Here is a 23,800-nt window from a genome sequence, read left to right on the forward strand (position 1 = left end):
CTCCTCAGACCGACAGCGTCTTGAGCTTGCGGTGGCCGTGGATCAGCGCGGTGATGGCATGCGTGACGGTCACCGAGGTGAACATCGAGGTCAGGATGCCGATCAGCAGGGTGATACCGAAACCGCGGATCGGGCCGGAGCCCATGGTGGTCAGCGCCAGCGCCGCGATCAGGTGGGTGACGTTGGCATCGAGGATGGTCGCCCAGGCCTTCTCGTAGCCGGCGCGGATCGAGGCATGCGGGGTGGAGCCGTTACGCAGCTCCTCGCGGATGCGTTCGCAGATCAGCACGTTGGCGTCGATCGCCATGCCTAGCGTCAGCACGATGCCGGCGATGCCCGGCATGGTGAGCGTCACGCCGATCAGCGACATCACCGCCAGCAGAATCACCAGGTTGAAGAACAACGCGATGTCCGCCACCAGGCCGAACAGCTTGTAGTAGATCGCCGCGGCCACCAGCACCAGCGCCAGGCCCAGCATCACCGCCTTGAAGCCCTTGTCGATGTTGTCCTGGCCCAGGCTGGGGCTCAGTGCCGACTCCGAGACGATGTCCACCGGCGCGGCCAGCGAACCGCCCTTGAGCAGCAGTGCCAGCTCGGAGGCTTCCTTCGGGCTGGACAGGCCGGTGGTCTGGAACTGCTTGCCGAACACACCCTGGATGGTGGCGTCGCTGATCACCTCCTCGGTGATGCGCGGCGTACGCACTTCCTTGTCGTCGACCATCTTGGTGTCGGTAACGCGCTCGACGTACACCACCGCCATCGGCTTGCCGACGTTGTTGCTGGTGAAGTCGAGCATCTTCTTGGCGCCGGCGGCGGTCAGCGTCACGTCCACCTTGGGCTGGCCGGACTGCTGGTCGGTACCGGAGGCAGCGTCGGCCAGCTGGTCGCCGCTGACGATGATCTGCTTGCTGACCAGCACCGGGCGGTGCGTGCCGCGTTCGTAGTACAGGCGCGCGTTAGGCGGCACGTTCTTGGTGCGGTCCGCTTCCACCGCCTGCGGGTCGCCCGGGAAGCCGATGCCCGGGTGGTATTCCAGCGTGGCCACCGCACCGATCACCTTCTTCGCCTCGGCCGGGTTCTGCATGCCGGCCAGCTCGACCACGATCTGGTTGTCGCCCTGCTGCTGGATCACCGGCTCGGACACGCCCAGCGCGTTGACGCGATTGCGCAGCGTGCCGACGTTCTGCTTGATCGCGCCCAGCGCCAGCTCGCGCAGCTTCTGCGGCTTGACCACGGCGCTCAGCATGAAGCGGTCGCCGGTACTGTCGCCGTTGCTGACGTTGAGGTCCGGGTACTCGTTGGCGATGGCCGTGGCCGCCGCGTTGCGGTCGGCGTCCGAGCGCAGCGCGATGTTGATGCCCTGGCCGCGGGTGGCGGCACGCACCACCGAGTCGTAACGGATGTTCTTCTGGCGCAGCAGGTTGCGGATGTCGTCCGCGTAGCGCTCCTCCTGCTTGTCGATCACGCTGTCCTGGTCCACCGCCATCAGGAAGTGCACGCCGCCCTGCAGGTCCAGGCCCAGCGGCATCGACTTGGCGTGGATCGCGCGCAGCCAGCCCGGCACGGTGGGCGCGAGATTCAGCGCCACGGTGTAGTTGTCGCCCAGCGCCGACTTGATCACGTCCGACGCCTTGGCCTGCACGTCGGCGTTGGTGAAATTGGCCACCAGGTGATCGCCGTCGATCGCCAGCCCGGTGTAGGCGATGTTCTGCTGCTTCAGCGCGTCGGCCACCTTCTGCTGCACGGTGGCGTCAATCGGCGCGCCGTGACTGGCCTGCACCTGCACCGCCGGCACCGGCGGGAACGCGTTGGGCAACGCGTAGACGATGCCGAACACCAAAACGAGCGCTACCAGCGCGTATTTCCAGCGGGGGAAATCACTCATGCCTTGCATCCATCAAAGCCGCGCACGTGGGGCGGCGTAGCGTCACAACGAAAACGGCGCGCCGCAAGGGCGCGCCGTGGGTATCAAGCGGACTTCAGCGAGCCCTTGGGCAGCACCTGCGAGACGGCGCCCTTCTGCACGCGCACCTTCACGTTCGGCGCGATCTCGACGGTGAGGAAGCTCTCGCCCACCTCTTCGACGCGACCGGCGATACCGCCGTTGGTGACCACCTCGTCGCCCTTGGACAGCGCGGCAAGCATCGTGCGGTGCTCCTTCTGGCGCTTCATCTGCGGGCGGATCATCAGGAAGTAGAACACCACGAACAGGCCAATCAGCGGCAGGAAGGTGATGATCGGGTTGCCCGCTGCGGCGGGAGCGGCCTGGGCGATCACGGAAGACACGGCAAAACTCATCGATTTATCTCGCAAGTTGCGGCCCCGACAGCACTTTCTGTCGAATGCCTGATAAAAGATCCCGGATTATGCCATGCGCCCACGGGGGCTGCACTGCAGCTCGCTCCCCGGCGCCGATGTCTAGGAGCGCGCCGGCGCGCAATGGTTCCCGGCCACCTCAGGCGCGAGACGCGGATCAAGAGGCCAGGAGCATCGCTCGCGAGCGCGGCTCTACCGGGTCTGGCGCTGGGCGTAGAAGTGGGCGGTGAAATCGTCCAGGGTGCGGCTCTCGATGGCGGCCCGCAGGCCGGCCATCAGGCGCTGGTAGTGCCGCAGGTTGTGCATGGTGGCGAGCTGGCTGGCGAGGATCTCGTTGCAGCGGTCTAGGTGGCGCAGGTAGGCGCGGCTGAAGCCGTTGGCGCAGGCGTAGCAGTCGCAGCCCTCTTCGATCACCCGCGTGTCCATGGCGAACTTGGCGTTGCGGATGCGCAGCGTGCCCTCGGGCACGAACAGGAAGCCGTTTCGCGCGTTGCGCGTCGGCATCACGCAGTCGAACATGTCGATGCCGCGGCGCACGGCCTCGACGATGTCCTCCGGCCGACCCACGCCCATCAGGTAGCGCGGCTTGTCCGCGGGCAGCAGCGACACGGTGAAATCCAGCGTGTGGTTGCGCTCGGCCTCCGGCTCGCCTACTGCCAGGCCGCCAACCGCGTAGCCGTCGAAGCCGATGTTGACCAGGCCCTCGGCCGAACGGCGGCGCAGCGGCTCGTACACGCTGCCCTGCACGATGCCGAACAGATTGTTGGGGTTCTTCAGGTCGTCAAAGGCACGACGCGAACGTTCGGCCCAGCGCAGGCTCAGCTCCATCGACTCGCTGGCGACCTTTTCGGTGGCCGGGTACGGCGTGCACTCGTCGAAGATCATCGCGATGTCCGAATCCAGCACGGTCTGGATCTTCATCGACACTTCGGGCGACAGGAACACCCTGGATCCATCCACCGGCGAGGCGAAGGTCACGCCCTCCTCGGCCAGCTTGCGCTTGTGCGCCAGCGAGAACACCTGGAAGCCGCCCGAGTCGGTGAGGATCGGCTTGTTCCAGCCGATGAACCGGTGCAGACCTTCGAACTGCTCGACGATCTCCAGCCCCGGCCGCAGGAACAGGTGAAAGGTGTTGCCCAGGATGATCTCGGCGCCGACCTCGACGATGTCGCGCGGCGTCATCGCCTTGACCGAGCCGTAGGTGCCCACCGGCATGAAGGCCGGCGTCTGCACCGTGCCGCGGCCGAACGTGAGCTGCCCGCGCCGGGCCGCGCCGTCGGTGGCCGTGAGATCGAAAGTCATGGAAGTCATCCGGCGGATTGTAGCCGCCGGCGCCGGATCAGGGCGGCCGCGTCATCCCGAAACGGTCGTGCGTGGTGGCATACCACGGCCCGCTCAGCCGCCCGACGAGGTCGAGCTTGCCGGGATCGACGTGGCGTGCGTCGGCCAGCACCGCGTCGTCGACGTGCGCCAGCAGCACGCGGGCGAAGATCAGGAAGTGGCGCGGGTCCTGCACCGGATACGGCTTGATCTCGGCCACCTCGCATTCGAACGCGACGGGCGCCGCGCCGAACCGCGGCACCGTGACGCGATCGCCGGGCACGGTGTCCAACCCCAGCTGTTCGATCTCGCTGACGTCGTGCGGCAGCGTGGCGGCGGTGGCGTTCATCGTCTCGGCAAGCTCCGCGCTGACCAGATGGATGATCAGCTGGCCGGTGTCGCGCGCGTTGACCAGCGTGTCCTTCAATCGCCCATCGGGCTGGCGCCCCACGCTGAGCATCAGCGTCGGCGGTTCGTCGCAGACCACCTGGAAAAAGCTGTACGGCGCCAGGTTGCTGACCCCGGCGGCGGATACCGTGGACACCCACGCGATCGGCCGCGGCGTGACGGTGGAGGCGAGCCAGCGGTAGGACTCGGCCGGATCGAGCGAAGTGAAATCCAGTTGCACGCAAGCGCCTGCGGATCGGGAAAGCCGTCAGCCTAGCGCGGGCCGCGCACGCAGCCCATCACGCTGCGACGCCTCGACTCAGGGGCTGATGGAAATTCCCCCGCCGTAGTTGGAGGGTGGCCAAGCGCGCGCCGGCTGCGGTCGCAGTCGGCGCGCGATTTTTTCTCAATCGCTCAGGCGAACGTATCGAGCAGGCCCAGCGCACTCACCGCGACCGGCGCAGCGATCGGTTCGTCGCCACCGGCGTCGACGCCTTCACTGCCGAACGACGAGGTGCCGTTGCGCGACCCGTCGCCACCCGACGACTGCTGACCCACCTGCGCCTGACCCAGCGACAGCCCGTGCTGCGCCAGCAGCGCGTCCAGCTGCGGCAGAGTCTGCTGCAGCGCGTGCACGGCGGCGGGATGCTGGGCGGCGAAGGTCACGTCGACCTGCCCGCCGTGCTGCACGCGCACGCTCACGTCGACCTGACCTAGCTCGTCCGGATGCAGACGGATCTTCGCCTGCTTGATGTCCTGGTTGCCCAGCCACGCCACCTGCTGGCCCAGCTCCTGCGCGAACGCCGGACTGCCGGCCGGGCTGGCGATGTGCAGCGCGTGCGGTGGCATCACGCCGGTGTTGGCCGTGGTCTGCGGCGTGGCGCCGAGCAGCGTGGCGAGATCCCGCACGCCCGGGCCGTCCGCGCCCTTGTGCATCGCGGCCTTGCTGCCGCCGGCGGCGAACAGGTCGGCCAGCGCCGCGGTGCCGGCGGTCGATGCGTTGCCCGATGGCACCACGGCGACCGCATCGTTGCCGGCAGCGGCGCCGGCATCCGTGAGGGTGGCGAGCGTGTCGGACGGAGCCGTCAGACGGCCGAGCGCAGGCTGGCCTGCCGAAGCCTTGAGCACGCTGGCCGCCAATACTTTGGCCGCGCCGCCCGTGGCGGCGGACGCGTTGGCCGGCATGGCCTGACCCAGCAGGGCGAGCATGGCGCCGGCCACGGAGATCGCATCGGGCGTGGGCTCGTCCTTGGAGGTCGATGTAGTTGCATCGGTGCCTGGCACCGGCTGCCCGGTATCGACCGATGCGACCGATGCGGCCGGCACGAGCACGGCGCCGGGCAATCCGTCGGACGGCGGTGCCGGCGATGCGTCGGCGTCGGCATCGCTGCGCCGGCGATCGGCGTGAGCATCGTTGGCCGTCGCCTGATCCGCGCTGGCGGCACCGGCGGGCGCGGCATCGGCAGCGGACGTATCGCCGCCCTGCTGCTGCCGCGCGGCATCCAGATGACTGTCGAAGGCACGTCCGGCGTCGGTCGGCCCGCGCGGCTCGGCGGGTGCGGGCGCGGTGGAGACGACGGTCGGAGTCACGGAGAGAGTGGCGGTGGCGGGCATGGGAACCTCGTCGGAAAATCGTCGGCCGGTGGGCTGTGCGGTAGTTGCAGCAAGGTTCGCGCCAAGCGCTCGGTGCGAGGGTGGCGTTGCACGCTACCGGCCCGGGCCGGGCGGACGGCGATGCTGCATGCGCTCGTCGACATCGGACTGCTCGCGGCGGTCTTCCGCCTTGCGCTCCAGCTCGCGGTAATTGCTGACCACGCTGTCCAGCGCCTGCTCGCGCGCGTGGGCATCGCGCCAGTGGCCGCGTACCTGGTCGAGCTGGCGCTGCTGGCGCTGCACGTCGAGCTGCTGCTGCTCGATGGCGCGGTCGATGCGCTCGATGAACTGCTGCCGGTTGAGCAGCGCGCTGACGCTCATGCCGTCGCCCTGCCCCTCGGCGTAATCCCGGCGATAGCGCTTGAGCTCGTCGAGCTGGTGTTCGGCGCGCGCCACGCGCTGCTGCTGCTCGGCGAGCTTCTGCATGGCCTCGTCACGGCGCTTGTGTGCCTGGTCGACGGCCGGCTGCAGGCGGTCGGCGCGCGAACTCATGCGTCGCCTTCGCCGGTGAGCGCGCGCAGTGCGTCGATGCCCTGGGCCAACGTCATCGGCTCGTCCACCTCCTGCTGCAGGAACGCGCGCAGGCGCGGCCACATGGCGATGGCGTGATCGACCTGCGGGTCGGAACCTTTCTGGTAGGCGCCCACCGCGATCAGGTCGCGTTGCTGGCGATACGCCGAATACACCTGGCGGAAGCGCTGGGCGGCGCGCAGATGCTCGCGCTTCGCCACCGCTGGCATCACGCGGCTGATCGACGCCTCGATGTCGATCGCCGGGTAATGTCCGGCCTCGGCCAGGTCGCGCGAGAGCACTATGTGGCCGTCGAGAATGGCGCGCGCGGCGTCGGCGATCGGATCGTGGCGGTAGTCGTCGCCCTCGGTGAGCACGGTGTAGAACGCGGTGATCGAGCCGCGCCCTTCGGCGTCGTTGCCGGCGCGCTCCACCAGCGCCGGCAGCATCGCGAACACCGACGGCGGGTAGCCCTTGGTCGCCGGCGGCTCGCCGATCGCCAGCGCGATCTCGCGCTGTGCCTGGGCGTAGCGAGTGAGCGAATCCATCAGCAGCAGCACGCGCAGGCCGCGGTCGCGGAACCACTCGGCGATCGCGGTGGCGTACTGCGCACCGCGCAGGCGCTTGAGCGGCGGCGCGTCGGCGGGCGCGGCGACGATCACCGCGCGGCGACGTCCTTCCTCGCCCAGCGTGTGCTCGACGAACTCCTTCACCTCACGGCCGCGCTCGCCGATCAGTCCGACCACGACCACGTCGGCGTCGGTGTATTTGGTCATCATGCCGAGCAGGGTCGACTTGCCCACGCCGGAGCCCGCGAACAGGCCAAGGCGCTGGCCGCGGCCCACGGTGAGCAGCGCGTTGATTGCGCGCACGCCGGTATCGAGCGGGGTGTCGATCGGCTTGCGCGCCATCGGGTTGATCGGCTCGCCCTTGAGCGCGGCGTGCTCGTCGGAATCCAGCGGGCCCAGGCCATCCAGCGGCAGGCCGTCGGCGCCGATAACCCGACCCAGCAGGCCCTGCCCTACCGGCAGGCCGCCGGCGCGGGCGCAGGGGCGCACGCGGGCGTTCGGCAGCACGCCGTGCATCTCGCCCACCGGCATCAACAGCAGGCGCTCGTCGGCGAAGCCGACCACTTCGGTATCCAGCTGCTCGCCGTCGGCGGCGTCGACCAGGCAGCGCGAACCCAGCGCGGCCTCGCAGCCCTCGGCTTCCAGCGTGAGGCCGACCACGCGACGCAGCCTGCCTTCCACGGTGAGCGGATGCGACGCCTCGGCGCGACGGCCGCGGCGGGCGAGCTGCTCGCGCCAGCGTTCGCTGCGCAGGGTGAGCGGGTCGGCGCTCACCGCGTCGAAGCCCGGTCGTCGCGCCGGGCGCGGCGGGTCATCACGGCAAAGAAATCGCGCCACTGGTGCACGCCCGCGGGACGGGGGGATCGCTTGAGCTGGCAGACCACGCCGCCGGGGGAGGATGGCGGGGACGGCAGCTTCGCGAGGGCACACCAGCGGCGCGAAAGGGGTAGGCCGAGGCGCCAGCGGCGCCACAGCCGGAACAGGGGAAACCAGGGGCGGAAGTGCAGCACGCGCACATCCCGCGCATCGGGCTCGACGCGTGCGCGACGGCGCGCGATGCGGGCGGCTATGCGGATCGCCACGTCGTCGGCCTCGCGCTGTGCGAGGTCCGGCGCAACCGCAGCGGACACCGATCGGGCCGCGCGTGCGCGCATGGCCGGATGCGAAGCCAGGTCGATCACCTGCGCGCAGGTCCGCTTCGCGTTCATGCGGTGATCTCCTCGTCGCCATCGTCTTCGTCCACGCCGAGCACCGCATCGACCACCGCAGCCAGCCGGGTGTCCACGCGCGCGTCCAGGCGGGAGCGTTCGCTTTCCAGCAGGCAGTCGCCGCGCGCCAGCGCGGGGTCGGGCAGCAGCTGCCAGTGCTCCTCGGCCACCGCGTGCTCGCGCAGCAGGGCCAGATCGTCCGGGTGCACGCGCACGCGCAGTTCGCGCGTCGCCGAGGGCAGCGCGCGCGCCGCCTGCTGCACGGCCTGCACGATCAGCTCGGGCGAGGTGGCCAGTTCATGCGCCAGCACGCGGCGGGCGATCACCACGGCCAGCCGCGCCAGCTCCTGCTCGGTGGCGTCATCCAGCGCAGCCAGCGGACGGGCGGCCGATTCCAGCAGCGACTCGAGCCGCGCCACCACAGCCCGACGCTCGCGCGCGGCATCGGCCAGGCCTTCGGCGCGACCGGCCGCGTAGCCCTCGTCGCGCGCCTGGCGCTCCAGCGCCTCCAGCTCGGACACGGTGGGCGGCGCCGGCAGGTCGTTGACCGGTTCGCTGCGCGCGGCGTCTTGCACCTGCGGCAGCTCCCAGCGCTCGGCACCGGCAAACGAATCACGGAGGATCTGCGCGGCCATCAGACGAAGTCGTCTCCGCTACCGCCCAGGGTGAGCTGGCCGGCATCGGCCAGCCGGCGCGCGATCATCAGCACTTCCTTCTGCGCGGCATCGACTTCGCTCACGCGCACGGGGCCGGCCACCTCGAGGTCGTCGCGCAGCATGTCGGCGGCGCGCTTGGACATGTTGGCGAAGATCTTCTCGCGCATCGCCGGCTCGGCGCCCTTGAGCGCCACGGTGAGGCGCGCAGAAGGCACTTCGCGCAGCAGCGTCTGCATGCTGCGGTCGTCGATGGCGGCGAGGTCGTCGAAGACGAACATCAGCTCTTCGATCTTGCCGCCGAGGCCGGCGTCCTGGCTGCGGATGGCCGCCATCAGCTCGGCCTCGCGACTGGTCTCCATCGCGTTGAGGATGTCCGCGGCGGCCTTCAGGCCACCCACGTTGGCGGACTTGAGCTTGGTGGAGTTGCCGGAGAACTGGCGCTCCATGATTTCGTCCAGCTCGTTCAGCGCGTGCGGCTGCACACCGTCCAGCGTGGCGATGCGCATCACCGCATCGGAGCGCACGCGTGGCGGCAGGTAGCCGAGCACTTCGGCGGCCTGGTCCGGTTCGAGATGGGCCAGCACCAGCGCGATGATCTGCGGATGCTCCAGGTTGATGAGCTCGGCGATCGCGCGGCTCTCCATCCACTTGAGCGACTCCAGACCCTTGCTGGAGCGGCCGAGCAGGATGCGGTCGATCAGGCCGCCCGCCTTGCTCTCGCCCAGCGCGTTGGTGAGGATCTTGCGGATGTACTCCTCGGTGCCGACGCCCAGCGCGGTTTGGCGGCCGACATCCTCGTTGAGGCGGTTGAGCACCTGCTCCACCTGGTCGCGCGTGACGCTGGTGAGGCCGGCCATCGCCGAGCCCACCGCCTGCACGTCGCGGGCGGAGAGATGCTTTAGCACCTCGGCAGCGTCCTGCTCACCCAGGGTGAGCAGGAGGATCGCAGCGTTGCGTGCGCCCTCGGAAACCTGCTCAGCCATTGTCGCCCACCCAGTTGCGCACGACCTGCGCGACTTGCTTGGGGTTTTCGCTCACCAGACGCCTGGCCATGTTGATCTTCTGCTCGTAGGCAATCGCCTGCCCGATGCGGGCGGGCTCGTCCTCGGGGATATCGTCCACGCGCACGGAAACTTTCGGCATCGGCGACGGCAACGCGTTCGCCATCGGAGCGCTCGCACGGGCCGGGCCGCGGCTGAGCCCCTTGAGCAATGGACGCAGCAGTCCGAAGGCCACCACCAGCGCCACCAGGATGCCGCCGCCCTGCTTGATCAGGTCGAGCATGCCCGGGCGCTGCCAGAACGGCGTGGCGGGCGCGCTGTCGTCGTCGGCGACCGTGTCGTGGTGGAACGGCTGGTTCACCACGCTCACGGTGTCACCGCGCGCGGCGTTGAAGCCCACCGCGTTCTTGGCCAGCTCGGTGAGATGGTCGAGTTCCTGCTGGGTGAACGGCACGCTCTTGGCGTCCTTGCCGCTGCCGACGAGCTTGTTGTCGACCACCACCGCCACGCTGATCCGCGACAGCCGTCCGGCCGGGTCGCTGACGTGGCTGATGGTGCGGTCCAGCTCGTAGTTGCGGGTGGCGCTGGAAGAGGTATCGCTGGGCGTGGCGGTGGTCGTGTTGGCGGCATTGGCGCCCGCGTTCGGCGCCGCGCCGGCCTGCGGATTGGCCGCAGTGGGCTGGGCCGGGGTGTTCGGCGGCTGGTTGCTCAGGGCGCCAGGCACGGCGCCATTGCCGGCAGCGCCATCGGTGCGCTGCTCGGAGCTGGTCTGCTCGCTGCGCAGCGCCGGGTGATCGTGATCGTAGGTTTCGGTGGCCTTCTCGGTCTGGCTGAAGTCGAGATCGGCGTACACCTGCGCGCGCACCTTGCCGGCACCGACCAGGGGCGTGAGCAGCTCCTCGATGCGCTCGGCGTAGGTGTTCTCGATGCGCGTGGCCAGGCGCAGGCGGGTGTCGCCCACGGCCGCGGCGCTGTCGGGCGCGTCGCCGGTGAGCAGCTGGCCCTGCTGGTCGACCACCGACACCTGCTTGGCATCGAGCTCGGGCACGCTGGACGACACCAGGTGCACGATCGCCGCCACCTGACTGGCATCGAGCTGCCGACCGGGGAACAGCGTGACCAGCACCGAGGCGCTGGCCTGGCGGTTGTCGCGGATGAAGGCGGACGGCTTGGGCAGCGCCAGATGCACGCGCGCCGAGCGCACCGACTGCAGCGCACCGATGGTGTTGCCCAGATCGGTCTCCAGCATCTGCTGGTAGCGCGTGCGCTCGGCCATGTCGCTCATGCCGAACGGCGAGTCGGCCGCCGGCAGCACGGTGCTGTTGGCGCTGCCCTGCGGCAGGCCCTGCCCGGCCAGGCGCAGGCGGATCGCGGCCAGGTCGGCCTGCGGCGCCATGATGGTGGTGCCGTCGCCGGCCAGCGTGTAGGGGGTGTTGCTCGCCTGCAGCGCCTGGGTGATCGCGGCGGCGTCTTTCTGATCCAGCCCGGCATACAACATGCCGTAGTTGGGACCGCGCGACCACAGCACCACCGCCACGCCCATCGCCACCGCCAGCGCCACGCCCACCAGCAGCATCAACTGCCGCGAGGCCGGGCTGCGCGCGATATCGCGAAGATCGAGGCGTGCGCCGGGGCGCTCGCTGTCGACCTTCGGTTCGGTGGGGGTCATGCCGCCGTCTGCCATGAGAGTTGCTCGTTATCGATGGGCGAAGGAAAAAGCAGTCGTCAGACCGGCATGTTCATGATGTCTTTGTAGGCATCGACGAGCTTGTTGCGTACCTGCGTCATCGCGTTGAGCGAGAGGTCGGCCTTCTGGATCGCCACCATCGTGCGGGCCAGATCCGCGCCCTGGTCGCCCCGCTCGAACGCCGCCGCCATGCGCCCGGCCGTGGCCTGGCTGTCACCGACCGCGGCGATCGACTGCTTCAGCAGCGCACCGAACGGACTGGCGCCGTTCGTCGGGGTGGTCGCGGGCAACGCCGTGGAAGAGAACGCCACCTCGGGCGAGCGCACCTGGGCGGACATCTGGCGCATCTGGCTGAGCAGGCTGTTGACGTCGATCGTGGTCATGACGGTTTTCCAACGCGTGACGGGTTTCCGAGGGTGTTACTGCAGGATGTGTGCCATCAGCCGGGGCCGGATCGTCGCGACTGAAGTCGCTCCCACAAGAGCCCTGGATCGAGCGCCTGCGGGAGGGGCTTGAAGCCCGACAACCCAATGCCTCAGGCCGCCAGCCCGTTCTGCAGCCCGTACTTGCGCAGCTTTTCCACCAGCGTGGTGCGCTGCATGTGCAGCAGCTTGGCGGCGTGCGCCACCACGCCGCCGGTGACGTCGAGCGCCTGGCGGATCAGCCCGACCTCGATATCGGCGAGGTGATCCTTCAGGTCGATACCGCCCTCGGGCAGCAGCGTCGCGTCGTTGCCGGCAACGGCCTTCTGGTCGGTCACCACCGTATCCATCATCGTCAGCAGCTGGCTGCTGCTGGGCTCCTCGGCGGGCGCAGCACCGCGATAGCGCTCGGGCAGCTCGCCGGCACGCACTTCGGCATGCGGATAGAGGATGGCGAGGCGCTCGACCAGGTTGCACAGCTCGCGCACGTTGCCCGGCCACGGATAGCCGCGCAGGGTCTGCAGCGCACTGGGCGAGAAGCGCACCGAACCCACGCCGCGACGCTCCAGGCGCTGGTTGAATTCGTTGATCAGCACCGGCAGGTCTTCCAGCCGCTCGCGCAGCGACGGCAGCTCCAGCGGGAACACGCTCAGGCGATAGAACAGATCTTCGCGGAAGCGGCCGTCGGCAATCGCCTGCTCCAGGTTGCGATGGGTGGCGGCGATGATGCGCACGTCGCAGCGAAGCGTCTTGTTGCCGCCGACGCGCTCGTACATGCGTTCCTGCAGCACGCGCAGCAGCTTCACCTGCATCGGCAGGCTCATGTCGCCGATCTCGTCGAGGAACAGCGTGCCACCCTCGGCCATCTCGAAGCGGCCCTTGCGGGCACTGATCGCGCCGGTGAAGGCACCCTTCTCGTGGCCGAACAGTTCGCTTTCCAGCAGCTCGGCCGGAATCGCGCCGCAGTTGATCGCGATGAACGGCTTGTCCTTGCGCGGCGAGCAGTCGTGAATGGTGCGGGCGACCATCTCCTTGCCGGTGCCGGACTCACCGAGCACCAGCACGCTGGAGTCGAACGGGGCCACCTGGCGGATCAGCGCGTTGACGCGGCCCATGGCACGCGATTCACCCACAAAGCGCTGCTCGCCGCGGCGCGCGCCGGAGCTGCGCGCACTGGCGCAGCGCATCGCCTCGGCGAACTGCTCGTAGCGCAGCGGAAAACCGATCACGCCGACCCGGCCGTAGAACGGCGAACTGGCACCGAGCATTCGCGAGGCCCACGGCGAATCCTCGGCGAGCAGCAGCGGCAGGTGGGCGAGCGCCTCACCGAGGCTGTCGAGCTGGCGCTCGGCGGCCGACTCGTCGCTGACGTCACCAATGTAGATGCCGCGCAACGCCCCGTCGGACGGAGCCTGGTCGATACGGCCGGCATGCTGCGGATTGAAACCCAGGAACTGCAGCGCCGAGATGACCGAGTCGGCCCGGGTGGGGTTCGACTCAATGACCAGGAAATCCGTCTTGTCCATCGTGCAACGCCTCTCGTACTGACTCGGTGGGACGCAGCGGTTGGGTGGGGGAGCCGCTGTGTTTTTCGGACCGCGACGGTTTGCCGTCGGTCCACGTCGAGAGAGGGAGCAAGAAGAAGGCCACGGCGGGCCAACGGCACGCCGGATAAACGTCACCTGAAGCGCCGCTGCGCGTCACCCCGACTTCTTGCGCCGGGGCACGTCCTCGGGTTCGTCACGCAAGTGAATGTCGCGCAAGGATTTCAACGCGTGAAGATGTCCCAGGGACAGTGACGCACGCGGTCACGTCGACAATTTGGCCCGTCAACGAATTTGCGCGGCGACGCTCCAAAACGTGAGCCGTATCACGTTTGAAATCGTCACCGGTGAAACCGTTTGCGTGACGGCCATCACACTGTGACCAAGCCCGTCGAAAACGTCAGGTCAGCGACTGACGCGCCTCGGCCACTTTGCGTCGGTGATGGCGAAAAACGAATCGCTCGATCGCATCGCCCACCGCCTCGCCGAGCGGTTCGAAGACCACGAAAGCCAGGCCGTCATCGAGCCGACGCGATACCCGCGCCGGCAACTCCAGCGGCAAGCTCGGACAGGCATCGAGGTGGATGCGCAGGCAGATCGCCTGCCCTTCAGCCCCAGTCAACAGCATGCCGGGCAACAGCGCGCCGACCACGTTGAAGCGCACCGCCACGCGCTCGGGCAGCGTATCGGCCGGCAGCAGTAGGCGGTTGACGATCTCCACCAGCGCGTTGAGCTTGGCGTCGAGCCGGGCCAGCTCCTGCAGTACCGGACTGTCCTCGTCGGCGCCGTCGGCGCGGCGTTCCTCGATCGCGGCGATGCTGGCCAGCGTCGACGCGTTGCGCTCGGCCAGCCGGGCCAGCGGCGTCGAGGCGACATCGCGCGGCAGCACGGCCACGCGCAGGCGGTCGTCCACGCAAACGCGCTCGGAGAAGGCAAGCCAGAGGTCGTCGGTCATTGACGGGGGTTCCTGTAGCGGTCGCGGCGTGGTCCAACGACAGCGGACGGCGAGCGTCAGCCGGGATCGGCCGCGTCGAGGTAGGCGCTCACCGCGCGGTGGTTCACATGATGGCGCGCCAGGTGCTCGCTCACCATGGTGCGTGCCTGCACCGCCAGGTCCAGCAGGGTGCGCTGGTCCAGTTGGAGCTGGCGCAGTGCCATCAGCCCGGCCGCGTTGATCGGCGCCTGCCGCAACAGGTGGTCGCACTCGGCCTGCAACGCGGTGGCGCCGGCCCAGTCGCCGCGTCGGCCAGCCTGCAGCATGTCTGCACTCAGGACGAGCGCACGCTGCAGATCGGGATGCGGCGCCTCGTTCATTACGCGCTCTTGACCAGCTCGCCGGCCGCGGCCAGGTAGCTCGCCCGGATGCCCTGCCAGCCTTCACGCACCGGCGCGAGCAGGCGGGACGCCTCGTCCAGCGCAGGAACGTTGTCATGCAGCTGGGCGTAGAGCAGGCGCCGGGTCACGTATTCGTACAGCGACTCCAGCCGCTGGCTGAAGGCGGGATCGACGGCGTGGTCCAGGCTGTCGCGCAAGGCACCGATGATCGCCACCGCCTTGGAGATGCAGCTGCCCTTGGCCGCCACGTTCCCGTGCTGCAGATGCCCACGGGCCTGGGCGATGCGATCCATCGCGCCATCGAGCAGCAGGCTCACCAGCTGGTGCGCATCGGCGCTTTCGACGCCAGCGACGCTGTTCTGCTGGTAGAGGGCGCTGGCTTGGCGCAGGGGTCCGTAGGTCATGGGGCGCTCCGGAATCAGTTCTTTCGGGTGTAGGTGGCTTCGAGCTGGGCCAGCGCACCGGTGAGGTAGCTGCTGGTGTTGTTGAGCGAGGACATCAGGGTGTCCAGCTGCGTGTACTGGTCGCGCAGCTGCTTCTCGTACACGCTCATGCGCGCATCCAGCTGGCTCTGCTGGGTGTTGAGCTTGCTCAGGCTGTCGGTGAGGCTCTGCTGGCGCGTGGAGATCACCCCACCAGACGCGGTGAAGCCGTCCAGCGCGGTGTTGAGCCGATTGGCGTAACCGTTGGGGCCAGCGAACAGGTCCTGCACGACGGAGGGATTGCTGTCGAGCGCGGACGTGAGCTTGGTGCTGTCCACCGCCAGCGTGCCGTCGGCCGAGCGCGTGATGCCCAATGCGGCGAGGGAACCGATGCTGTTGCCGGCAACCTTACCGCTCAGCACGCTGCCGATCGCCCGCTGCACCGAATTGAGCGTGGTATCGCCCAGCAGGATGCCGCCCTGCCCCGATGCCTTGTCGTAACTGGACAGCGTGCCCACCGTGGCGGTGTAGCTGTTGTAAGCGGAGACGAAGTCCTGCACGGCCTTGGTCGCCACGCTGTTGTCGCGCGACACGGTAAGCGTGGTGCTGCCGGCGGCCGCCAGATTGATCGTGACGCCGTCGATGGCGCCGCTGACGCTGTTGGTTGCGCTGGTGATGGCAATGCCATCCAGGCTCAACTGGGCGTCCTTCGCCTCGGTGGCACCGGCGGTATTGAGTTTGTTGGCCAGCGTGGTCAAACCGGCGCTGCTGGTGACGTCTGCGCTGATGCTGAAACCGTTCGCCACACCGGTCTTGGTGGAACTGAGCAGCAGCTGCGCGCCGCTGGTGCCGTTGACCACGGTGGCGCTGACACCCGGGTTGCCCGATGCCGCGTTGATCTTGGCGGCGATGTCGGCCACGGTATCGGTCGCCGAAATAGCCACGGTGGAACTGTTTGCACCGACCGTCAACGTGAGGTTGCCGGCGCCGATCGCAGTGGTGCTGGCGTAGGCGTCGCTGCCGCGCTTCTGCGCGGTGGCCAGGTTGCCCACCACCAGCGCGTAGCTGCCCGGCTGGGCGCTGGACAGCGTGCTGGTGGTGCCGATGGCGCTGTCCGCCAGCGTGGCGCTGAAGCTGGCAAAGGTGCTGGTCTGGGTCAGCTTGGACAGCGACGACTGCAGCGAGGACAACGCCGAGCTGAGCGAGGCCAGGCCGGTGAGCAGCGCATTGGTCTGCGTGGCCTTGCTGGTGATCTGCGCCTGGGGTCCGGATTTCTTGGCATTGACCAGCGCCGTGACGATCGAGTTGACGTCCAGGCCCGAGCCGATGCCGGCCGAACTGAGGACTCCGCTGCCTGGGCTGCTGCTGGTGCTGACGCTGTTGATAGCCATGCCGGCTCCCGTGGTTTTCTTGACGCGCCTCGTGCAAAACGGGGCGCTGCAGGCGGATTGCAAGAACCTCGCCACTGGCAAGGCGCTGGTCTGTCGAAGGCCGAGACCCTGCCCTGCCCATGTGCAGGTGATCGGCCGAACACCCGGAAACTGAAGCATCTCCACCGATGGCCGGATGCATCGACAACCCCCTCCCCGCGGAGACGCGCATAAAAAAACGGTGGCACCGAAACCTTCCGGTGCCACCGTCAAAAAGCGCCAGACTGTCGGACGGCCCGCGTGCACGGGCCGCCCGCACTGGTGTCTGTTACTGCAGCAGCTTGAGCACCTGCTGCGGCTGCGAGTTGGCCTGCGCCAGCACCGAGATACCGGCCTGCTGCAGCACCTGCGCCTTGCTCAGGTTGGCCGTCTCGGCCGCGAAGTCCGCGTCCTGGATGGTCGACTGCGAGGCCTTCAGGTTGGTCGACTGCGAGCTCAGCGTGGAGATCGTCGACTGGAAGCGGTTCTGCACCGCACCCAGCTGGGCAGCGAAGTCGGCCACCGAGCTCAGCGCCACGTCGATGCGCGAGATCACGTCGTTGGCACCGTCCACCGTGCTCACGCTGCCGCCGGCCAGCGAGCCACCGGTGGCCGCCGCGGTTCCGACGGCGTAGGTGCTGCCCGTGTTGGCATCCTTCGCGTTGGCGCCGATGATCGCGCCGCCGGTATCGGCAATGGTCAGCGCCGACTGCGAGTAGAAGTTGATGCCCTTGCCATCTGCGCTGACCGCCGAGCTGACGCCGGTGACGCCGGCGGCATTGATCGCGTCGGAGATGTCCTGCAGCGACTTGGCGCCGGTGAGGTCCACCGCCGTGCCGTTCACGGACAGGCCTTCCGAACCGAGCGCGGAACCACCCGCCGCCGTGGTCGGCGTGCCGCCGAACACTGCCGTGATGTCGGCACTGGCGCCGCCGACCACCGGAGCGGCCGAGAAGGCAGCGTTGTTGACGATCTTCAGACCGCCAGTGGTGCCGTCGACGCTGACGGTATAGGCGCCGGCCGCGGCCGCGTTGAGCTGGGTCTGCACTGCCGTGGCCAGGCCGGCTTCATTGGTGACGTTGGTGGTGAGGCTGACCGCCTTGCCGTCCACAGTGAACGAGGCAGGCGTGCCGGTGGCGCTGGTGAAGTCGAACGAAGCTGCCGCCGCGGTACCCGTCGCCGAGCCACCCAGCGCCGCGCTGAGGTCGCCCGATTTCACCTCGGCCACCTGGCCCAGGCTGCTGGCCTTGACGCTCTGGCCCAGGCTCACCGACACGGTCTGGCCGACGTCGGCACCGATCTGGAAGCTCTGCGACTGCAGCGAACCATCCAGCACGCGCTTGCCGTTGAACGTGGTCTGGTTGGCAATGCGGGTCACCTCGGCGAGGCGCTGCTGCACTTCCTTGTCGATGGTGGCGCGGTCGGCGTTGGAGTAGGTGCCGTTGGCCGACTGGGCAGCCAGGTCGCGGATCGCCTGCAGGTTGGCGGTGACCTGGTCCAGCGCCGAACCGGCGGTCTGCGCCAGGTTGATCGCGTCCGAGGCGTTGGCGCTGGCCTGGGCCAGGCCGCCGATCTGCGTGGTGTAGCGCTGCGAGATCGCGAAGCCCGCGGCGTTGTCGGCCGCGCTGTTGATCTTCAGGCCCGAGGACAGGCGCTGCGTGGCCTGGGCCAGCGCGCTCTTGGAGGTGGCCAGGTTGTTCTGCGCGTTCAGCGACGAAACGTTGGTGTTGATGACGAATGACATGAAAATTCTCCTGACGGAAATCGATGAGCCGGATAAGAGGCTTGTTGTATTCCCGGCGGGGTTCCGTGTGGGATGCCATCCGCCTCAGAGACTGTTTCGTCAGCGGCGAAAATTACTTGAGCATCTGCACTTGATTTTTTTTCGTGGTGCGCGTCTGGCGCCACGACGGATGCGGGAACGCGAGGCGTATCGGCACGCGGATGGCTTGCTTGAGTGCGACGTGCGCGAGCCATGAAACGAAAACGCCGCGGACCAGGCCGCGGCGCTGACGGGCTCCAACGCAGGCATTTACTTGAGGTAGTTGAAGAGGCTCATCGACTTGACCTGCGCGAACACCTGCTGCGATGCCTGCAGCGCGTTCGACTGGATCGAGAGATTGCTGATGGCCTTGTACACGTCCACGTCGCGCGTGTCCGACAGCGTGGCCTGATAGGTCACGCCCAGATCCTGGTAGGCCGCGCGCTGCGCGGCGAGCGCGTTGGTACGGCCACCGATGTCCACCTCGGCGCGCGTCACGCCGGCACGGGCATTGTCGAGCGCTTCGAGCTGGCGATTGAGCGTGTTGGTCAGCTGCGACTCGGTGCCGCTGCCGCTGCCCTGAAGGGCAGTGATCATGTTGTTGAACGTGGCGAAGATGTCCTGCGAGGCGCTGCCCTGGATGCTTACCGAATCGCCGGCCTGCGGCGTGCCGTCGAGCGAGAGCGTGAGGCCGTTGAAGCTGATGCTGCCGCCGGCGGTGTAGGTGCCGGTGAGCGGATTGCCGCCGGCATCGAGCGCCGGGTTGCCGCTGCCGTCCAGCGCGCTCCAGTTGCCGGCGCCATCGAAGGTGATGGAGTAGCTGCCGTTCGCCGCGAGGCCGGCAGCGAAGGCGGTCGGATCGGAGACTGCGTTCTCGCCCACCACCAGCGTGCCGGTGTTGCCCGCTGCGGCGCTGGCGACGAAGCGGCCGTTGCCGGCGGCCACATTCATGAAGATCGCGCTGCCCGATTCGCCGGTCGGCACGCTCAGGCCCGCGGCAATCGCCGCGCGCGGCTGGCCGTCGTTGCCGATGTAGCTCACGCTGCCGTCCGCATTTTTCACGAAGGGCACGGTGTTGCTGCTGGTACCGGCGAACAGCGCCTGCCCGTTGGCATCGGTGGTGTTGGCCATCTGCAGCAGCTGGTCGCGCATCTGGGTGAGCTGGGTGGCGATCGCCTGGCGATCGCTGTCGGCGAGCGAGCCGTTGAGCGCCTGCAGGGTGAGATCGCGCGCGCTGTTGTAGATGTCGTTCACCGAATTGAGCGTGGACTGCGCGGTGTTCAGCCGCGTGCTCGCCGCATCGATGTTGGCGGTGTACTGCGTGTTCGCCGCGAGGATGTGATCGAGGCTTACCACCCGACCGGCACCGGCCGGATCGTCGGAGGCCACGTTGATGCGCCGGCCGGTGCTCACCTGGTTCTGCGTGGCGGCCAGCGTGCTCTGCTGGTTCATCATGTTGGACAGCGACTGCTGGTACATCCAGCTGGTGGAAAGGCGCATGACGATTACCTCTGCACGGCAGCAAGCAGGCTGCTGAAGATGGACTGCGCGGTGGAGATGACCTGCGCGGAGGCCTGGTAGGCCTGCTGGTACTTCACGAGGCTGGCCGCCTCCTCGTCGAGATTCACGCCCGACACAGCCTGCTGCGCCGACATCGCCTGGTTGTGCAGGCTGGTCTGCGTGGTCAGGTTGCTCGTCGCCTGCGCACCGGCGTTGCCGATTTCGGTGGTGAGCAGGGTGTAGTTGTCGATCACCGAGCGGCTGCCGCCGGCCAGCACGCCGGTGTCGGCCAGCCCGGCCAGCGCCAGCGCGTTGGCGTTGTCGTTGAGGCCGTTGCTGTTGGCGCTGATCGCGAAGCTGTCGCCGGCCGCCGGCGCGCCGGACAGCGTGAGGCTCCAGCCGTTGGCCGAAAGCGCCTGCCCCGGCGTGTAGGCGCCGCTGCCCAGCACGGTGCCACCGGCATCGGTGAGGGTGTAGCTGCCGGCCGTGGGAAAGCTCACGGTGACGCCGGTGAACAGCGCCGGGTTGCTGGCGTCGGTAACCTGCAGCGACGACACCGCACCGCTGCCCGTGTTGGCGCTGGCGGCCTTGGCCTGCAGGGCGGCGGCGGCCGCGATGCCCGACGGATCGGTGAGGCTCACGGTCAGCCCACTGGCCGCGTTGCGGGTGGGCTGGATGCGGAAGCTGTCGCCCGCCTGTGCCGCGCCCGCCACGGCCAGGGTCAGCCCGGCGCCGCTTAGCGTGCCGTCCGGATTGGTGGTGAGCGCCACCGGCTGTCCGCCGGTGGTGGTCATGCTCCAGGCGCTGCCGTCGTAGCGCAGCGTGTAGTCGGCGCTGGTCAGCGCGGCGACGTCGGAGACCTGCGCGCTCACCGTGGCGCCGCCCGCGTTGGTGCTGGCGGCCAGCGCCTGCGGTGCCGGCAGCGCGAAGATCGGCGCGCCGAGCTGGCCGTTGAGATCCAGCCCCTTGCCCTGCTGCGCGTTCACGCTGGTGGCCAGGCCGATCGCCGCCTGGCCAAGCCGGTTCTGCGCGCTGTCGAGCACGTTGCTGCGGTAATCGAGCAGGGCGCCCAGCGAGCCGCCGCTGAGGCGCGCGGTGATGTCGCTGCCGCTGCTGTCGAGCACGCTGACGCGCGTGGTGTCGTAGGGATCGCTGCCGGTGGACAGCTTGAACGCATGGCTGCCGCTGACCAGGCTCTGGCCGCTGCTGCTGTACACGCTGAGCGTGCCGTTGCTCTCGCTCACGGCGGTGACGCCGAGGTAGCCCGACAGCGTATTCACCAGCGCGTCGCGCTGGTCCAGCAACGCGTTCGGTGCGCCGCTGCCGAGGCTGTCGTGGATCTTGCGGTTGAGGTCGGCGATGTTGTCCAGCGTGGTGTTGATGCTCTTGACGGTGTTGGTGACCTGACCGTCGATCTGCTTCTGCTGGCTGTCCAGCTGCGCGCCCAGCGTGGTGAATACCGAGGCGACGGTGGACGCATTGCCCAGCAGCGCCTGTCGCGCGGAGCTGTCACCCGGCGCGTTGGCCACCGTGTCGAAGGCACCGTAGAAGTTGTCCAGCGCGCCCTGCAGGTCGCCGCTGGCGCTGAGCATGCTGTTGAGCGTGGCGGTGAGGTCGTTGTAGGTGCCGGCGCGGGAAAGATTGGCGTTGCTGCTCCAGACCGCGCTGGTGAGGTAGCTGGAATACGCGCGCTCCACCGCCACCACGTCCACGCCGCTGCCCACGGTGTAGCGGTTCGACGGCGGCACCACGCGCTCGGTCTGGCGCACCACCTCGCGGCTGTAGCCGTCGGTGCCGGCGTTGGCGATGTTGTTGCCGACCGTGTTGAGCGCCACCTGGGCGGCGTTGAGGCCGGAGATGCCGGTGCTGAGCAGGTTAGCCATGGGTCAGTCCTGTGGGCGCGGAGGCAGCGCAAACCGGGCGGCCGCAACGCAGCTGCCGGGAATTCCGCCGTCGGTGCACCTGACTCGTCATTCCAGGGGTGTCGGCGCGATGGCGCCGTTCTTGAGTGCGTCAAGCGCCTGGCGCATGGCCGGGCTGTTGGCGATGGCGGCGATCTTGTGGGCGTAGGAAGGATCGGTGGCGTAGCCGCCCTGCACCAGCCCGCGGGCAAACCCCGCCACGTCGTCGCCCTTGCCCAGCGCCTGCGCGTAGCGCGGGTTGTCGCCGAGCAGACGGGCGTAATCGTCGAACGACTGCGCCGGCGACTCGTAGGCGCGGAACGCCGCGTGCCGACGCACCGGCACGCCGCCCTCCACTTCCAGCGTGGGTACGTTGACGCGCTCGCCGTCCCAGCTCGAACCGGCCTTCATGCCGAACAGGTTGTAGCTGGGCGTGCCGTCGCCGTGCTGCGGCATGTGCTTGCCCCATTGGGTTTCCAGCGCGGCCTGCGCCAGCACGGCGCGTACCGATACGCCGAGTTTCTCGGCCGCTTTCTGCGCGAACGGCGCCATCTTGGTGACGAAGTCGGCCGGGTCGCCAGGAATGAAGTGCGACACCGCCTGCACCGACGAACCCACGGCACGAGCCACCGACCCCAACCGGCTTTTCCAGTCGTCGCCGCCCTGGCTGGCCGCGGCCGTGTCCTTGCCGCCGAGCTGGCGCACCAGCATCTCGGCAATGCCCAGCCCGTGGCCCTGGTTGGACAGCGTCACCGCCAGCTGCTGATCGGCCAGCCCCTGCCACGAATCGCCGGCCTGGCTGTCGAAGTTGGGATCGCCGAAATTGGCCTGGCGCATCGACTTCAACACCATCTGGGTGAAGATCGACTCGAACTGCTTGGCCACCACCGGCAGCGCCGACTTCGCGTCCGCCTGCGCGCTCTGGCGCAGCGCGCTGAAGCCGGACAGGTCGGTCCAGGTGCTGAGGTTCTGCGCGGTGGCGTCGATGTTCGCGGCCATGTCAGATCACCACCAGCTCCGCGTGCAGCGCACCGGCCTGCTTGAGCGCCTGCAGGATGGAAATGAGATCGCTCGGCGCCGCGCCCACCTGGTTCACCGCGCGCACGATGGTGTCCAGGCTCACGCCGGGGCCGAACTTGAACATGTGGCCGCCGTCCTCGCTGACCTGCACGTTACTGGACGGCACCACCGCGGTCTGGCCGCGGCTGAAGGCATTGGGCTGGCTCACCAGCGGCTGCTCGCTGATGGTCACCTGGATCGAGCCGTGCGCCACCGCGGCGGCGCTCACGCGCACGTCCGAACCGATCACCACGGTGCCTGTGCGTGAGTTCACCACCACGCGCGCGGGGGCGTCGGCCGGGGTCACGTCGAGATTCTGGATATCGCCCAGCCACGCCACTTTCTGCGACGGGTCCTGCGGGCTGCGCACGGCGATCGAGCCGCCGTCGATCGCGTTGGCGGTGCCGGCGCCGTAGGCGGCGTTGATCGCCTTCACCACGCGCGAGGCGGTGGTGAAGTCCGCCGTGTTGAGGTTGAGCATGAGGTCGCCGCCGTTGCCGAACGCCGAGGGCACGCTGCGCTCGACCGTGGCGCCGTTGGGAATGCGGCCGGAGTCGGAGATGTTCACCTGCACGCTGGAACCGCTCTTGCCCTGCGCACTGATGCCCCCGATCACCACGCTGCCCTGGGCGATGGCGTAGGTGTTGCCGTCGGCGCCCTTCAGCGGTGCCATCAGCAGCTGACCGCCGCGCAGCGTCTTGGCGTTGCCGATCGAGGCGACGGTGACGTCGATGGTCTGGCCCGGCTTGGCGAACGGCGGCAGGTCGGCGGTGACGATCACCGCCGCCGCGTTCTTGAGCTGCGGCCGCGCGTTGGCCGGCACCACGATGCCGAACTGCTGCAGCATGTTCTCCAGGCTCTGCGTGGTGAACGGCGCCTGCGTGGTCTGGTCGCCCGAGCCGTCCAGGCCGACCACCAGGCCGTAGCCGATCAGCTGGTTGTTGCGCACGCCAGCGACCGAGGCGAGATCGCGGATCTTGTCCGCACGCGCCGGCGCGGCCACCGCCACGGCAAGCATCACCAGCAACGTCGTGCCGAAGCTGCGCCAGCGCAGCAGCGCCTGCCGCCTCTCGCTGCGGCGCAAGGCATCGGCCGCGCGATCTCCCAGCGCCTGCCCCGGCAGGGCCGGCTCGTGGATG

General features: G+C 68.7%; 23 protein-coding genes. 1 reads left to right on the top strand and 22 read right to left on the bottom strand.

The window, feature by feature from the left end:
• Positions 1 to 4 precede the first annotated feature (4 nt).
• The 18 genes from secD to ISP17_RS07560 all read right to left on the bottom strand — a co-directional run bounded on the left by secD (position 5) and on the right by ISP17_RS07560 (position 18,183).
• Positions 5 to 1,885 (bottom strand): protein translocase subunit SecD, encoded by a 1,881-nt coding sequence (gene secD / locus ISP17_RS07475; RefSeq protein ID WP_404631667.1) that lies wholly within the window; start codon positions 1,883 to 1,885, stop codon positions 5 to 7.
• An 83-nt stretch (positions 1,886 to 1,968) separates the two neighbouring features.
• Positions 1,969 to 2,298: a preprotein translocase subunit YajC gene (gene yajC / locus ISP17_RS07480; protein WP_404631669.1), complete on the bottom strand. Its 330-nt coding sequence runs from the start codon at positions 2,296 to 2,298 to the stop codon at positions 1,969 to 1,971.
• A 210-nt stretch (positions 2,299 to 2,508) separates the two neighbouring features.
• A complete protein-coding gene (tgt, locus tag ISP17_RS07485) occupies positions 2,509 to 3,627 on the bottom strand; it encodes a tRNA guanosine(34) transglycosylase Tgt (protein WP_404631671.1) in 1,119 nt (372 codons plus the stop codon).
• Between the two features lie 28 nt (positions 3,628 to 3,655).
• Positions 3,656 to 4,264, bottom strand: coding sequence for a flavin reductase family protein (locus tag ISP17_RS07490; protein WP_404631673.1), 609 nt, complete (start codon positions 4,262 to 4,264; stop codon positions 3,656 to 3,658).
• A 173-nt stretch (positions 4,265 to 4,437) separates the two neighbouring features.
• Positions 4,438 to 5,637, bottom strand: a complete 1,200-nt coding sequence (locus ISP17_RS07495) for a flagellar hook-length control protein FliK (RefSeq protein WP_404631675.1) — start codon at positions 5,635 to 5,637, stop codon at positions 4,438 to 4,440.
• 93 nt (positions 5,638 to 5,730) lie between these two features.
• Positions 5,731 to 6,168, bottom strand: a complete 438-nt coding sequence (fliJ, locus tag ISP17_RS07500; RefSeq protein ID WP_404631677.1) for a flagellar export protein FliJ — start codon at positions 6,166 to 6,168, stop codon at positions 5,731 to 5,733.
• Entirely contained in the window at positions 6,165 to 7,529 is a 1,365-nt protein-coding gene (gene fliI / locus ISP17_RS07505; RefSeq protein ID WP_404631679.1) for a flagellar protein export ATPase FliI, read from the bottom strand. Before fliI ends, fliJ begins: the two co-directional genes overlap by 4 nt.
• Positions 7,526 to 7,963 carry a hypothetical protein gene (locus ISP17_RS07510; protein WP_404631681.1) on the bottom strand — a complete coding sequence of 146 codons (438 nt, stop codon included), beginning with the start codon at positions 7,961 to 7,963 and terminating at the stop codon, positions 7,526 to 7,528. Before ISP17_RS07510 ends, fliI begins: the two co-directional genes overlap by 4 nt.
• Positions 7,960 to 8,598: a FliH/SctL family protein gene (locus ISP17_RS07515; RefSeq protein ID WP_404631683.1), complete on the bottom strand. Its 639-nt coding sequence runs from the start codon at positions 8,596 to 8,598 to the stop codon at positions 7,960 to 7,962. The genes ISP17_RS07510 and ISP17_RS07515 overlap by 4 nt, the downstream gene beginning before the upstream one ends.
• The gene (gene fliG, locus ISP17_RS07520) at positions 8,598 to 9,602 is read right to left on the bottom strand and encodes a flagellar motor switch protein FliG (RefSeq protein ID WP_404631685.1); all 1,005 of its coding nucleotides are present in this window, start codon (positions 9,600 to 9,602) and stop codon (positions 8,598 to 8,600) included. The genes ISP17_RS07515 and fliG overlap by 1 nt, the downstream gene beginning before the upstream one ends.
• Complete coding sequence (gene fliF / locus ISP17_RS07525; RefSeq protein ID WP_404631687.1) at positions 9,595 to 11,304, bottom strand: flagellar basal-body MS-ring/collar protein FliF; 1,710 nt, start codon at positions 11,302 to 11,304, stop codon at positions 9,595 to 9,597. The genes fliG and fliF overlap by 8 nt, the downstream gene beginning before the upstream one ends.
• Before the next feature lie 41 nt (positions 11,305 to 11,345).
• Positions 11,346 to 11,690, bottom strand: coding sequence for a flagellar hook-basal body complex protein FliE (fliE, locus tag ISP17_RS07530; protein WP_404631689.1), 345 nt, complete (start codon positions 11,688 to 11,690; stop codon positions 11,346 to 11,348).
• 152 nt (positions 11,691 to 11,842) lie between these two features.
• Positions 11,843 to 13,255 (bottom strand): sigma-54 interaction domain-containing protein, encoded by a 1,413-nt coding sequence (locus tag ISP17_RS07535; RefSeq protein WP_404631691.1) that lies wholly within the window; start codon positions 13,253 to 13,255, stop codon positions 11,843 to 11,845.
• A 418-nt stretch (positions 13,256 to 13,673) separates the two neighbouring features.
• Positions 13,674 to 14,228, bottom strand: coding sequence for a PilZ domain-containing protein (locus ISP17_RS07540; RefSeq protein ID WP_404631693.1), 555 nt, complete (start codon positions 14,226 to 14,228; stop codon positions 13,674 to 13,676).
• Positions 14,229 to 14,284: 56 nt separating this feature from the next.
• Positions 14,285 to 14,587 carry a hypothetical protein gene (locus ISP17_RS07545; RefSeq protein ID WP_404631695.1) on the bottom strand — a complete coding sequence of 101 codons (303 nt, stop codon included), beginning with the start codon at positions 14,585 to 14,587 and terminating at the stop codon, positions 14,285 to 14,287.
• The gene (fliS, locus tag ISP17_RS07550; protein ID WP_404631697.1) at positions 14,587 to 15,012 is read right to left on the bottom strand and encodes a flagellar export chaperone FliS; all 426 of its coding nucleotides are present in this window, start codon (positions 15,010 to 15,012) and stop codon (positions 14,587 to 14,589) included. Before fliS ends, ISP17_RS07545 begins: the two co-directional genes overlap by 1 nt.
• 14 nt (positions 15,013 to 15,026) lie before the next feature.
• Positions 15,027 to 16,421, bottom strand: a complete 1,395-nt coding sequence (gene fliD / locus ISP17_RS07555; RefSeq protein WP_404631699.1) for a flagellar filament capping protein FliD — start codon at positions 16,419 to 16,421, stop codon at positions 15,027 to 15,029.
• 307 nt (positions 16,422 to 16,728) lie between these two features.
• Positions 16,729 to 18,183: a flagellin N-terminal helical domain-containing protein gene (locus ISP17_RS07560; protein WP_404631701.1), complete on the bottom strand. Its 1,455-nt coding sequence runs from the start codon at positions 18,181 to 18,183 to the stop codon at positions 16,729 to 16,731.
• On the opposite strand from ISP17_RS07560, the gene ISP17_RS07565 reads away from it, so the two are divergent.
• On the top strand, positions 18,182 to 18,418 hold the full coding sequence (locus tag ISP17_RS07565) for a hypothetical protein (RefSeq protein WP_404631703.1): 237 nt from the start codon (positions 18,182 to 18,184) through the stop codon (positions 18,416 to 18,418). The genes ISP17_RS07560 and ISP17_RS07565 overlap by 2 nt on opposite strands.
• A gap of 53 nt (positions 18,419 to 18,471) precedes the next feature.
• On the opposite strand, the gene flgL is transcribed toward ISP17_RS07565, so the two are convergent.
• From flgL to ISP17_RS07585, 4 genes are all read right to left on the bottom strand, one after another.
• Positions 18,472 to 19,701: a flagellar hook-associated protein FlgL gene (gene flgL, locus ISP17_RS07570; protein ID WP_404631705.1), complete on the bottom strand. Its 1,230-nt coding sequence runs from the start codon at positions 19,699 to 19,701 to the stop codon at positions 18,472 to 18,474.
• Positions 19,702 to 19,706: 5 nt separating this feature from the next.
• The gene (gene flgK, locus ISP17_RS07575) at positions 19,707 to 21,584 is read right to left on the bottom strand and encodes a flagellar hook-associated protein FlgK (protein WP_404631706.1); all 1,878 of its coding nucleotides are present in this window, start codon (positions 21,582 to 21,584) and stop codon (positions 19,707 to 19,709) included.
• A gap of 87 nt (positions 21,585 to 21,671) precedes the next feature.
• The gene (gene flgJ / locus ISP17_RS07580; protein ID WP_404631708.1) at positions 21,672 to 22,601 is read right to left on the bottom strand and encodes a flagellar assembly peptidoglycan hydrolase FlgJ; all 930 of its coding nucleotides are present in this window, start codon (positions 22,599 to 22,601) and stop codon (positions 21,672 to 21,674) included.
• Position 22,602: 1 nt separating this feature from the next.
• Complete coding sequence (locus ISP17_RS07585; RefSeq protein ID WP_404632669.1) at positions 22,603 to 23,679, bottom strand: flagellar basal body P-ring protein FlgI; 1,077 nt, start codon at positions 23,677 to 23,679, stop codon at positions 22,603 to 22,605.
• Positions 23,680 to 23,800 lie beyond the last annotated feature (121 nt).

The sequence above is a fragment of the Dyella ginsengisoli genome (assembly GCF_044904665.1).
Classification (GTDB): Bacteria; Pseudomonadota; Gammaproteobacteria; order Xanthomonadales; family Rhodanobacteraceae; genus Dyella_A; species Dyella_A ginsengisoli.